Origin of the sequence: uncultured Brachyspira sp. (assembly GCF_944388875.1) — a bacterium.
GTDB lineage: Bacteria > Spirochaetota > Brachyspiria > Brachyspirales > Brachyspiraceae > Brachyspira.
Genome location: NZ_CALXKQ010000011.1, coordinates 38,629 through 52,133 on the forward strand (window position 1 = coordinate 38,629; position 13,505 = coordinate 52,133).

At 25.2% G+C, this 13,505-nt stretch carries 9 protein-coding genes and 1 pseudogene; 6 read left to right on the forward strand and 4 right to left on the reverse strand.

What is annotated here, in order from left to right:
- Nucleotides 1-48: 48 nt before the first annotated feature.
- Both Q0J69_RS08065 and Q0J69_RS08070 read right to left on the reverse strand, forming a co-directional pair.
- Nucleotides 49-819, reverse strand: a complete 771-nt coding sequence (locus tag Q0J69_RS08065; protein ID WP_297205972.1) for a hypothetical protein — start codon at nt 817-819, stop codon at nt 49-51.
- Nucleotides 820-884: 65 nt separating this feature from the next.
- A complete protein-coding gene (locus Q0J69_RS08070) occupies nt 885-1,562 on the reverse strand; it encodes a transcriptional regulator (RefSeq protein ID WP_297205975.1) in 678 nt (225 codons plus the stop codon).
- A gap of 148 nt (nt 1,563-1,710) precedes the next feature.
- Here Q0J69_RS08070 and Q0J69_RS08075 point away from each other — a divergent pair, with 148 nt between their 5' ends.
- The 4 genes and pseudogenes from Q0J69_RS08075 to Q0J69_RS08090 all read left to right on the forward strand — a co-directional run bounded on the left by Q0J69_RS08075 (nt 1,711) and on the right by Q0J69_RS08090 (nt 10,237).
- Nucleotides 1,711-2,784, forward strand: coding sequence for a metallophosphoesterase (locus tag Q0J69_RS08075; RefSeq protein ID WP_297205978.1), 1,074 nt, complete (start codon nt 1,711-1,713; stop codon nt 2,782-2,784).
- A gap of 23 nt (nt 2,785-2,807) precedes the next feature.
- The gene (locus Q0J69_RS08080; protein WP_297205981.1) at nt 2,808-4,967 is read left to right on the forward strand and encodes an AAA family ATPase; all 2,160 of its coding nucleotides are present in this window, start codon (nt 2,808-2,810) and stop codon (nt 4,965-4,967) included.
- A 182-nt stretch (nt 4,968-5,149) separates the two neighbouring features.
- Nucleotides 5,150-7,500 (forward strand): annotated as a pseudogene (locus Q0J69_RS08085) (BspA family leucine-rich repeat surface protein).
- Nucleotides 7,501-7,648: 148 nt separating this feature from the next.
- Nucleotides 7,649-10,237, forward strand: a complete 2,589-nt coding sequence (locus Q0J69_RS08090) for a BspA family leucine-rich repeat surface protein (RefSeq protein WP_297205983.1) — start codon at nt 7,649-7,651, stop codon at nt 10,235-10,237.
- Nucleotides 10,238-10,311: 74 nt separating this feature from the next.
- On the opposite strand, the gene Q0J69_RS08095 is transcribed toward Q0J69_RS08090, so the two are convergent.
- Nucleotides 10,312-11,565, reverse strand: coding sequence for a homoserine dehydrogenase (locus Q0J69_RS08095; RefSeq protein ID WP_297205987.1), 1,254 nt, complete (start codon nt 11,563-11,565; stop codon nt 10,312-10,314).
- Nucleotides 11,566-11,843: 278 nt separating this feature from the next.
- Between Q0J69_RS08095 and Q0J69_RS08100 the strand changes: the two genes are divergently transcribed.
- Both Q0J69_RS08100 and recO read left to right on the forward strand, forming a co-directional pair.
- Complete coding sequence (locus Q0J69_RS08100) at nt 11,844-12,011, forward strand: 4Fe-4S binding protein (protein WP_297205990.1); 168 nt, start codon at nt 11,844-11,846, stop codon at nt 12,009-12,011.
- A gap of 65 nt (nt 12,012-12,076) precedes the next feature.
- Complete coding sequence (gene recO, locus Q0J69_RS08105) at nt 12,077-12,850, forward strand: DNA repair protein RecO (RefSeq protein ID WP_297206053.1); 774 nt, start codon at nt 12,077-12,079, stop codon at nt 12,848-12,850.
- Here recO and Q0J69_RS08110 read toward each other — a convergent pair.
- On the reverse strand, nt 12,839-13,504 hold the full coding sequence (locus Q0J69_RS08110) for an HAD hydrolase-like protein (protein WP_297205992.1): 666 nt from the start codon (nt 13,502-13,504) through the stop codon (nt 12,839-12,841). The two genes, recO and Q0J69_RS08110, sit on opposite strands and share 12 nt — an antisense overlap.
- Between the last annotated feature and the right edge of the window lies 1 nt (nt 13,505).

Genomic DNA, 13,505 nt, shown 5'->3' on the forward strand with positions numbered 1-13,505 from the left:
CCGCATATACAAAAATATACACGGACATTTTCTAATTATTAAATAATATTAAAATCTCAATGTTATTCCTATTCTAGGCAAGAATAAAGCTCTTATATTAGCATAAGTCTGATACTGTTTGAACTGAGCAAATTCAGGAATATTAAATATTGAAGATGACCAAGGAGCAACATAATAACCTATATCAAATAAGGAAATATCTAAGCCAACCTGTACAGGCCAATCAGCACCTGTTTTTGGAAATAATTGTATTCTCCATCCAAGTTCAAGAGATAAATAAAATCCTCCATGAGAATATATATCTGCTATTGATGCTTCTCTTAATGCACTTCCGCTTATGGAAAGGGCTGTTCCTCCAATTCTAGGGGACAAGAAAAATCCAAAAGGAGCATTCTTTCCAAAGAAAAATTTAACATTTAATGACCATGGAATTGTACTAAAAGCGATATCATATTTATCCATTTTTATCTGACCTACAGAAAATCCTATATCAAGCCCAACAGTCATAAAATTAAGAGGTGCAAAATCATAGCTGAAACCCAAGCCAAATGCATAATGCTTTAATTTAGTATCAATATAATTATCAGCCTGACCTTGCGTCATATCATTAATTGTTTTCTGAATAGTAGGTTCTGCCAAACCAATACCTATATCAAATAAACCTGCATATAAAGTAGGACCGAAATTAATGCCGAATAAACTTCTGCCATGCATATAATCTAAAAATTTGTTTCCAGTAGGCTCTCCTATATTTTGTGCAAATAAAGATGCCGAGCTAAAAATGAGTATCAAAGATGCAATAACTTTTTTAAATTTCATAATATATCTCCAATTTTTTTAATAAAATATACACTAAAAAATAAAAAAGTCAATATTATATAAAATTATTTAAATATATCATTAGTGGCATCATACCAAAATACAAAATCTAAATATTCCATGGGTATTTTTTCATCCTTTGAATATTTAACTAAATTTTCTTCGCATCTAAGATAATTATTTTTAGTCAAGCTTGTTTTAGGTGTCATACCTTCAGGAAGAATGCTGAGTTTATCCATTACTCTCATTATATGTCTGTCTAATATACCTATTTTCTGACCGAAACCTATATTTCTAAGAAAATGACTAGCCTCTTTAAGTCCATATCCTTTAACTTCCTTTGCTAATTCATTTCTTAATTCAACCATAGTATCATTCTTTAAAGCCTCATTTATTCTGTCTTTCAAAATAAATTGCTCTTTAGGGAAATATAATTGTCTTGCCAAAACTATATTCTCAGCCTTCATATTATGAAATCTTACATGCTTAATTAATATAGAAGCTATTTTTTCAGCACTCCCTTTAAAAAGCAAATTATGATTATACAAATCAATTATAGCAGCTGCACCGCTTCTAGCCTTTGTCTGAGGAGTACATATACAAAATGCAAGTTCTGCAAAGAGTCTTTTATCATTATCCCTTTTATAAACTCTTTCAAAATATTCAAGTCTTCTCTTCATCCTTTCATGAAGTACTTTATCTTTATATATTCCCATCAAATGCTTAGCATATTCTTTATCCATAACTATTCAACCCTTGTAAAATATTAAGAATTATATCGATAATACTACTATATAAATTAAATTTCAATCTATAATTACAATATTGATTAATTAAATATTTAATTTATAATATAAAAATACAGTTTTTAATTTAAAGAGAATTTTATTTATGCCTAAATTATTAATATCAAGCGATCTTCATCTCAGCATACAAGAAAAAGAATATTCACTTTCTGTACTGGATGAAATAATAGAACATGCCAAAGATTATGATGCTTTACTTCTTCTTGGAGATACTTTTAATACTTTTGAAGATTTGCAGGAACTTAAAGATATTTTTTCTCAAAAATTAGAAAATTATCAAAAAAATGTGCTGCTTCTCAAAGGCAACCATGAAAACCTAAAATCAAAAGGCATTACATTAAATAAATTAAAGTTTCCAAATAATGTTATAGTAATAGAAGACATATCATTTTTCAATGTTGATAATTTGGATATTATAGCTTTGCCATATAGCGATAAATATATAATAGATAATGAATTAAATAAAAAAATAGAAAATTTAAATGCGTCAAACAGAATAGTTATAGGGCATGGTATAGTAGAAGGCACATTATGGGCTATAGAAGAAAATGAAGAGCTTGCAATTATACCTATAGATATAATAAAAAAAATAAATCCTAATTTGGCTGCAGTAGGTCATATACATAAACAGATGGAAATAAATATTGACAATATAGAAATAATATATACAGGTTCTGCAAGAATCTGGAGAAAAAGCAAATCAGAAATGGGGGCAAGAAGATGTTTGGCTCTTGATATACAAGGCTCTTCAATAAATAAAAAGTTTATTGATATTAAATCTGCAGGGGAATACAAGGTTTACGAATATAATATTCAAGGCATAGATTCAAAATTAGAAGAGGCTTCAAAAAGATGGGATGCAAATGATATTATAGAAATAAATATATACGGCATAGCAGAAGATGAAAATGAAATTGAAGATAAAAAAAACAATATAAAAAATAAATATTCTAAATATGTACGGGATATAAATATAAAAATTAATGAATTATTTTTATTAGAAAATGCATACAATGAAAACATAATAAAAGAATTTATAGATATAGCCGCTGAATATGAATTTGAAACTAATAATGAGGAAGATTTGGAGATAGTTGAGCTTGCAAAACGTTTAGGTATAGAAAAAATATCCGCTGCTCTATCAAATAAAAAAAGATAATAATTAAATATGGGAATAACTTTATGATTTTAAATCTAAATAAATTTGGAAAGTTTAAAAATAAATCATTTGAAATATCAGACGGACTTACATTATTCTACGGAGAAAATGAGTCTGGAAAAACTACAATATTTGATTCTCTAATGCTTCTTCTCTCAGAGAATAAAAAAACTTCATCATTTGCCAAACAAATAAAATCAAGATACGGTGATGATATAGATATTTATCTTGAACCAGAAATAGAACCTTCAAAAAAAATGCATCCTCAGTCATACAATAATCTATATGCTATAAGGCAAAGCGAAATAATATTTGAAATGTCAGACAGCAAAAAAGATTCTAAAGATTGGGAAAGTGAAATTAAGAAGAAATTATTTTCTTCGGATATTGATATAGGAAAAATAATATCCGAAATAAAATCCGAATACTCAGGAAAATCTCAAAACTCAATACCTTCTATATTAAAAAATCTTAAATACAGAAAAGAAGAAATCAAAGATGAATTAAATGAATTATATTCAAAAGCAAATACAGAAGTTAATAAGAAGGATAATTTAAAAGAACTGAATGAAGAATACAATAAAAATGATATTCTAATAAAAGAAAAAATAGCAGAGTATACAAAATTAAGCGAAACTATAAATTCACAGAAAAATTCAGAATTAAAAAATGTAAAACTAGAACTAATAAAGTTAATAACTGACTTCAATAAAAAAGATAAATTCTTAAGCGAAAACATATACTTAAAAGAAGATCATTCTCCTAAAATAAATGATATAACTAAAAAAATAGAAGATTCCCAAAATAATATATCATATATTAATGGAAAAATAGAAGCTCTAAAAAAATCAGAAGAGGAAAAGAATAATACTGATTATGAAAGCAGAAAAATCAGAATAGACAGGGCAATAAAAAAAATAGATGATTTAATTAAAAAAAATTATAAAATACCAAAAGCAGTTTTTTTAGGTATTATTGTTATTATAGCATCATTTCTTAGTTTTTATTTTAAAAATCCGTATTGGTTTTTAATAATACTGCCTTCTATACCATTTATGTTTATAAAAGATTCAAATAATGATAAAACTATAAATGATATATTATATGCTTTGCCTGAACTTAATATAGACAATTACAATTTAGATATTTCATCGCTTAAAGATATTCTAACAAAAGAATTGGTAAAAATAGAATTGATACTTTCAAAAAATGATGATGAAGAATTAAACAATTATATAAAAGAACTTGAAGATAATATGCAGAAATTAGAAATATATAATAAAGAATTATCTAATTTTTTTAGAAAGATTAATGTAAGGGATAAAGAAAATTATTATGAAATAAAAAGCGATTATGATTCTGTTTATAAGAGTACAGAAGAATTATTTTCAAAACTAATGACAGAAGCAAAAAAATTAGGATTTAAAGATATAGCCACATTAGAGGCTGATTGTTTTAGAGTTTTAAAAGAACTTGATGATAAGGGAATAAATCCAGAAACTTTTAATGAAATGGAATTAAGAAACCTTGAAAACAGATTAAAAGAACTTGAGAAAGAAATAAAATATATAGAAAACAACATGAATAAAATACTATCCAATATGTCCTATATCAAAGGAGAACTCAGCAGTGCAGATGATGTTCACAGCAATATAATAGAACTTGAAAGCGAATTAAAGAAGAATGATGAAGAAATAAAGGAATTAAACAAAAAAAGGAGTGCTTTAGAATTATTAGAAAATATGCTCTCTAAAATAAATAAAAAAAATGATGACATATTTGATTCATTATCTAATGAAGCTAAAGTTTTATACAATCATATAACAGGAAAAGATTTATCAGATGATGGAATTATTATGTCTGGATTTGATAAGAATAAAATCATGGTGAAAGATAAGCAGAATGAAAGCAGAAATGTTGAGCTTCTTTCTTCAGCTACTAAAGATGCTGTTTATATATCTATGCGTCTTTCTATATTAACTAAAATACATGAGGCTGGAAGATTAATATTATTGGATGATCCTTTTATAACATTTGATAATAACAGAACTAAAGAAGCATTATCATTTATAAGGGAATATTCAAAAAAATATAAAATACCTGTGGCAATATTCACAAAAGATATTTTCATAAGAGATACAATGCGTGAATATGAAGAGGCTGTAATACATGAATTATCTTAAACAAAAAGCACTAAGAAAATTAGCTGTATAATTTCAGATATAAAGCAAGATTTTACTGAAAGGCTTATCTGCTGCCAGAATATCAATATAATTATTCTCTAGGGTAGAAAAATTATATAACATATATTATACTATATATAGCTATATTAAAGTTATGTAAACTATCACTTAGGACTAAATTCATGAAAAAATACAAACCAGCAACAAAAGAAGAACTCAAAAAATTAGTATTTACTGACGGCATAAAACTTGATTGTGTAGATACTAGTCTTATAACGGATATGAGCAAGCTTTTTCATGAAAGTAAAAGGAAAGATTTTGAAGGCATAGAAGATTGGGATGTTTCTAATGTTGAGGATATGTCTTATATGTTTGCATATATGGACTTTAATTTTATTTTAGAATTGTCAAGAATAGATTTTAATCCCAATTTAAATAATTGGAATGTATCTAAAGTTAAAAATATGAGTAATATGTTTGCCTATTGTTCTAATTTTAATCAGCCTTTAAATAATTGGAATATATCTAAAGTTGAAGATTTATCGAATATGTTTAGTTATTCTCATATTTTTAATCAGCCTCTTAATGATTGGGATGTTTCTAATGTGAAAGACATGAGAGGTATGTTTAAGTTGGCAGAAAGTTTTAATCAGCCTTTGGATAAATGGGATACTTCTAATGTTGAAAATATGCATGAGATGTTTGTACAATGCAAAGCTTTTAATCAGACTTTAAATAGTTGGAATGTATCTAATGTGAAAAATATGGAAGCTATGTTTTGTGATACTGTTTCATTTAATAAGCCGCTTGATAAATGGGATACAAAAAACTTAAAAAAATTGACTCAATGTTTAAATATGTTAAAAGCTATAATTGTTATTACTCATTGGCAAATTGGGATTTAAATAAAATATTAAATATGAGTGATTTATGCGATGATAAAGAAAAATTGCCTTTAAGAATTAGAGCATATCTTCAGGCATTTTATGGTTCTTATCAAAATTATTTAACTATCACAAAAGATAATGTCAAAGAAGTATATTATTCAATATCAAAAGATACAAATAAAAAAATTGTAGTATTAAGAAAAAGACTTGAAAGTGATTTTTCTTCAGAACTTTCATCTGTTACTGATGATTATAATTTCAAAACTATAGAAGAAGCAGAAAAGTATCTTGAAGATAATTATAATAAAAAAGATGATAAAAAAGTAATCTTTATAAATAATAATAATTATAAGGTTTTAATAAAAGATAAATCAAGAGAAGTTAATATTAATGTTATAAAGCATATATACTTGGAATATTTGTCTCTTAAAAGAGATGTGAAAAGATTAGTAAAAATTGATAATATGGTTAATTTGCTTGATAAAGAATCATTTATAGAGTTTATTAAAAATATTTATGATGAAACTAATAAAGAAGCAGCCGCTTTTATTTATATAATATATGGAGGAGATGAGGCTTTAAAAAATATATATAAAAAAGCACATGATACAAAACTTTTACTTATAACAATTAAATTAAATAATCAAAGTAAATATGCACTTAAATTATTATATAAAATATTTATGACTACGAAAAAAACAGAAGTTAGAATCGAAGCAGAAAAAATAATTAATGAATTGCTTGAAGAAATGAATATTGATTATACGGAATTTAGATTAAGATATGCTCCTGATTTCGGATTTAATTCTGAAGGTGAAAAAGCATTGAATAAAAATTATAAATTAATTTTGAATAGTGATTATTCTTTGAGCTTGTTTGATATAAAAAATAATAAAGAATTAAAAAAGATTCCTCGAAGCTTTGATGAAAATTTAAAAAAAGAAATAATAAAATTAAGAAAAGAAATAAAAAAGTTTATTAAAAAGAATTCTAATCTTTTAGCTATTACATTAATAAACGGCAATAAATACAGTTATGATATATTTAAATATATTTTTATTGATAATGTTATGATGAATAGATTTGCTTTATCTTTAATATGGAATCTATATGACAAAGATAATACGTTTATAACAACTTTCAGATATTCAGGCGATGGAAGTTATTCAAACTGTGAAGATGAAGAAATAAAAATTTATGATAATAGTTTTGTCAGTTTAGCAAGTCCCGTAGAAATGGATGATAACACTATAAAGAAATGGAGAAAACAGCTTGAAGATTATGAAATAGCACAGCCAATAAATCAATTAACAGTTATAAAATTGGATAAAAACAATTTGGAAAAAGAAATAAAAAAAATAAAAAATATAAAGGCAACTTATAGTGCTTTTAAGTATTTTAGTAAAAAATATGAAATGAATATTAGTAATGTAATCGGATACGATGGTATTGTAACATATGCCTTTACATCAAATGACGGAGATATTTTTACTATGACTTCAAAAATTCAAGGAGAATATGATGAGCAAATAAAGATTACCATTGATTTTAAAAAGAGTGAAAACAAAAAAGAGATATGTAAAAGATTTGTTTATACTTTATTAGTATTAATGATCTGGGATTTTAGATTGACAGATTTATTTTAATATAAAGACTATACTTTTATTAAAATATATGCTGTATGTAAAAAATAATATATAATTAATTTTGACAAATAGTATTTAATTTAGTATAGTATAATACCATATATACATGTATTAGAATTATTTAAACTTATTATTAGGATATAAGATTATGAAAAAATATAAGCCAAAAACAAAAACGGAATTAAAAAAACTAGTATTTACTGACGGTATAAAACTTTATGATGTTGATACAAGTCTTATTACAGATATGAGCAAACTTTTTTATGAAAGTAAAAGAAAAGATTTTGAAGGAATAGAAGGTTGGGAAACTTCTAATGTTACAAATATGGATATGATGTTTGCCTATATGGGCTATAATGCGTTGGTAAGATATTCAAATATAGATTTTAATCCTGATTTAAGCAGTTGGAATGTATCTAAAGTAAAAAGTATGAATAATATGTTTACTCATTGTTCTAATTTTAATCAGCCTCTTGATAAATGGGACGTTTCTAATGTTGAAGATATGTCATTTATATTTTATGGTGCAAATGAGTTTAATCAGCCTTTAAATAACTGGAATGTATCAAAAGTTAAAAATATGCGAGGCATGTTTCAGGAATGTGAAAACTTTAATCAGCCTTTGAATAAATGGGACACTTCTAATGTTGAAGATATGTCTAATATGTTTACTCGTGCAAAAGTTTTTAATAAGCCTTTAAATAAATGGAATACTTCTAAAGTTAAAGATTTATCAAGTATGTTTGCATATTGTGATGTTTTTAATCAGAATCTTAATGATTGGGATGTTTCTAATGTTACAAATATGGATTCTTTGTTTAGGCAATGCGAAAAATTAAATCAGCCTTTTGATAAATGGGACACTTCTAATGTTGTAAACATGGAAAAGACATTTTTCTCATGCATGAAATTTAATCAGCCTTTAAATAGTTGGAATGTATCTAATGTAGAAAATATGGATATGATGTTTTATATGGCTCAAAGTTTTAATCAGCCTCTTGATAAATGGGATACACAAAAACTAATCACTGCTGCAGGACTATTTAGATTTGCTTATAAATATGATTGTTATGAATCTTTAGAAAATTGGAATTTAGATAATTTAGAAGAAGTTGGTACTTTTTGCGATGATGAAGATAAGTTACATACAAGACTTAAAGTATATATGCAAGCCTTTTATCCTAAAGAAGATTATATAACTATAACAAAATTTAATGTTAAAGAAATATATAATCTTATTGCAAAAGATAAAAATAAAAGAATTGTAAGATTAAGAAAAAGAATTGAAAGTGATTTCTCATCAGAGCTTTCATTTGTTACAAAAGATTATAATTTCAAAACTATAGAAAAAGTAGAAAAGTACGCTCAAAAAAAATATAATCCCAAAAAAGAAGATAAAAAACTTGATTTTATAAAGGATTGTCATGTTCTAATAAAAGATAAATCAAGAGAAGTAGATATTACAGTGATAAAGTATATATATTCAGAGTATTTATCTTTGAAAAGAACAATTAACAGATTAGAAAAAATTGATAATATAGTTAATTTGCTTGATTTTGAATCATTTTTAAAGTTCATTAGAGAAATTTATTTAGAAAATCAAAACACAGAGATTGCAGGTTTTATTTATGCTATGTACGGAGGAGATGAAGCTTTAAAAGAGATATCTGAATTGATATTATTAGGTATTGATTCAAAAGTTTTCCTTATAATGATAAAATTCAATATAGAAAGCAGATATGCTCAGAGTTTATTATATGAAATATATTCAGATACAAAGAAAACCGAAGTTCGCAAAGAAGCTGGAAAAATGATTAATGAATTACTTGAAAAAATGAATATAGGTTATACTGAATTTCGATTAAGATGTACACCTAATTACGGATTTAATTCTCAAGGTGAAAAAATATTAAACGATGATTATAAATTAATTGTTAATAATGATTATACTTTGAGCTTTTTTAATATAAAAGATAATAAAGAATTAAAAAAGATTCCTCAAAACTTTGATGAAAAACTAAAAGAAGAAGTAAAAGAATTAAAAAAAGAAATACCAAAGTTTATTAATCATAGTGCTAGTATTTTAAGTATTACATTAATAGATGGTAATATATACAGCTATGATTTGTTTAAAGAAGTTTTTATTGATAATTATTTAATGAATAGATTTGCATCTTCTTTAATATGGAACTTGTATGACAAAGATAAAAACTTCATAACAACTTTTAGATATTCAAATGATGGAAGCTATTCAAATTCTGATGATGAAGAAGTAAAAATTAATTCTGACAATTTTATAAGTTTGGCAACCCCCGAAGAAATGGATAATAAAACCATAGATAAATGGAGAAAACATCTTGAGAATTATGAATTAGTACAGCCAATAAATCAATTAACACTTGTAAAATTAGATAAAAAGAATTTGAAAAAAGAAATAAAAAAGATAAAAAATATAGAGGCAAGTTACGGAGCTTTTAAGGCTTTTGCTAAAAGATATGATATGTATACAAATGATGCATTAGGATATAATGATACTATAACATATACATTTCCTGCAAATGACGGAGATATTTTCACAATGTCTGCAAAAGTGGATGCCGATATAGAATATGATGAGCCAGTAGATATAAATATTGATTTTAAAAAGAGTGAAAATAAAAAAGAAATCAGTAAAAGATTCGTTTATACTTTTTTGGTATTTATAATTTGTGATTTTAGATTGACAGATAATTTCTAAAATTAAATAAAAAATAAAAAACATTTGCACATATAATAATTATTGTGCAAATGCTTTTAAATATATATATAATCTTATTTAATTTTAGCTATAAATATATCTTCTATTTTTTCAACTTTTTCTATAGCTTCAACTATAGAATTTATGCTTGAACCTTTAAGTATGAACATGAAGTTTCCATTTCTTTCAACGCTTTTTTCAATATTAATATCATAAAAAGCCTCGTTAAAAGCAAGTAAATCATTATTTTTAGATTTAAACCTTACATAGAAAGTTTCATTCTTATCTTTAAAATCTTTTAATTTAAGATTTTTATTTTCATTAACAAAACCAAGTATAGGAACTCTAAGCTCATCAGTTATCAAAGTATTTCTAGCTAATGTAACAGCATCAGAAACTATTGCACTGCTTGTAGGTCTTCCTCCTGCACCAGAACCATAGAATACTGTATCACCAGAACGATCTCCTACAACAGTTATAGCATTAAAAGCATAATCAACCCTAGAAAGCATATTATTTCCATTAAGCATTGTAGGTATAACATATATATAAGCATTGTCATTATCATCCAAAACAGCTTCAGCTATTAATTTAATAGTGAGATCAAGCTCTGATGCAAATACAATATCATCTAATATAATGTTTCTTATTCCTCTGATAAATATTTTATCAAAACTTATAACATTACAAAAAGCAATAGAAGAAAGTATGCAAAGTTTATGAGCCGTATCTATTCCATCAATATCAAATGTAGGATCAGCCTCAGCATATCCTTTTTCCTGAGCATCCTTAAGCACAACATCAAAATCCAAATTATTTTTAGTCATGTTTGTTAGAATATAATTACAAGTACCATTTAATATACCATAAACGCCTTCCATTCTATCTGAAACTAAACTTTCCTTCATAGCCTTTATTATAGGAATAGCACCGGCAACAGAAGCCTCAAATGCTATATCTGATTTTCTGTTCTTTATAAGTTCTCCGAAACAATTAGCAAGCAATGCCTTATTAGCTGTAACAACTGGTTTTTTTGTTTTCATTAATAATTCTTTAGCTGTATCCATTCCGCCCAAAACTTCTATAACTATATCAATCTCATCATCATTCAATATATCATTTAAATCTTTAGTTTTTATTTGAACTTGATCCAAAAATTTATCATTTTGCACCTTATCAATATTTCTGCTAAAAATGGTTTTAATGGTTAATTTTATTCCTGTTCTGTTTTCCATAATAGAATTGTTTTCAATAATAGTTTTCACTGTATCCTTACCAACATGCCCATATCCTGCTATTGCGACTTTAAATTCTTTTTTCTTGTCCATTTTTAACTCCTTAAAAATAAAATTAACCTTAAAAATTATTACAAAATTTAGTAATATTAAATCATATTTTAACATTTATTAAAAAATTTTACAAGATAAATAATTTTTTAATAACGAATGAATAAATCACTTTATACAGATAAAAAATCACATTATCAAACAAGTGAAACGTTAATATATAGTAAAATAACAACAAATAAATATAAATAATAGATATTGATTTCATTATTCATTTATGTTATAATACTCTTACAGTTTAATTTTTATGGAGGTCAATTATGCCACGTGTTATAAATAACGATTGTGTAGCTTGCGGATCATGTCTTCCTGAGTGTGCATTCGATGCTATTAGCGAAGGAGATATCTATGTGATTGATCCAGAAAAATGCACTGATTGTGCTGCTTGTGAAGCTGTTTGTCCAAGCAATGCTATACATCAAGCTTAATTGCTGCTGATGGCATAGCGGGGCGGGTTTTTACCTGCCCTTTTTATTTTTTATTTTAAGGAAATATATTGCAGGCTTTTATACTTTCATACAATCAATATAAAACCTCTTCAATAATAGCATCTTTTTTAACAAATAATTCAATACTTCAGGCTGTATGCTATAAAGCAAAAAAAGACTCTAAAGCATTCGGCTCTGATTTAGAGAGCATATCAAAATTAAACATAACAATTTATGATAAAAAACCGCCTCAATTATCTATATTAAAAGAATCTTCAATTATAAAAAATTATACTCTATTAGAAAAATCAATATATTCCTCTTTAGCAGTATTTTATATAAGAGAAATAATGCTTTACTTTGCTAAAGATTTTGACAGCAGATATTTTATTTTAATGGAAAAAATTTTAGATGCATTAGAAGTTTTAGAAGAAAATTTTAATGATAGTGAAGAAAATAAAAAAAAACATATAGATATATTAATAACAGCATTTGAAATGAAAATACTTTATATAGCTGGTATATCGCCTCATTTGGATAAATGCGTATTATGTGAAGATGAGAGTGCTTTATTCTACTCTATAAATGAAGGCGGATTAATTTGCAGTAAATGCAAAACTATGATTAGAGATTCTATAAATATAACAGAGAATGATAAAAATTTTATGAGAATAATAAAACATACTTCATTAATGGATATAGTCAATAACAAAGATATTATAAATATATACGATAGTTCAAAAGATAATGTTAAAGATATAATGAATAAATCATTGTTCAATCATATTAACAGAAAAATAAAAAGCAAAAAAGTATTAGAAGAAATTTTATTTAGTTAATATACTAAAAATTTCATAAGCATTATTAACTATGTAAGATGCATTTTTAAACTCTTCTTCTTTTCCAAAACCATATCTAACGGCTATGGAATCTATACCTACATTTTTGGCAGCATCTATATCATCTATTCTATCACCTATCATAATTGTTTTACTCTTATCAAAATTTTCTTTTTCTACAGCTTCTATTAATACATCCAATTTATTTTTTATTTGTCCTCCAATAGAAGGAGCATAAAAACCATTAAAAAATTTCTTAATATCAAAATATTCTATTATTTTAATAGCTGATTCTATAGGCTTTGCAGTTGCCAAAAATATTTTATAGTTATTTTCAAATAATGTTTTAATTAAATTGTATATACCATCATAAAGAGTACACTTAAATAGTCCTCCATTATCATTATAATCTTCTCTGTAAAATTTAATAAACTTATATGATAATTTTTCATCATCACAACAGTATTTCCTAAAACTTACATTAAGAGGAGGACCTATAAACTTTCTAAGAGTTTCATCATTAGGAATACTTAAATTCAAATTATATAAATTATTAAGTTTATTAATAGAATATACAACAGCATTTGTTATACCTAAAGCAGAATCTGTAATAGTTCCGTCAAGATCAAATAGTATATTATTATATTTAGACATA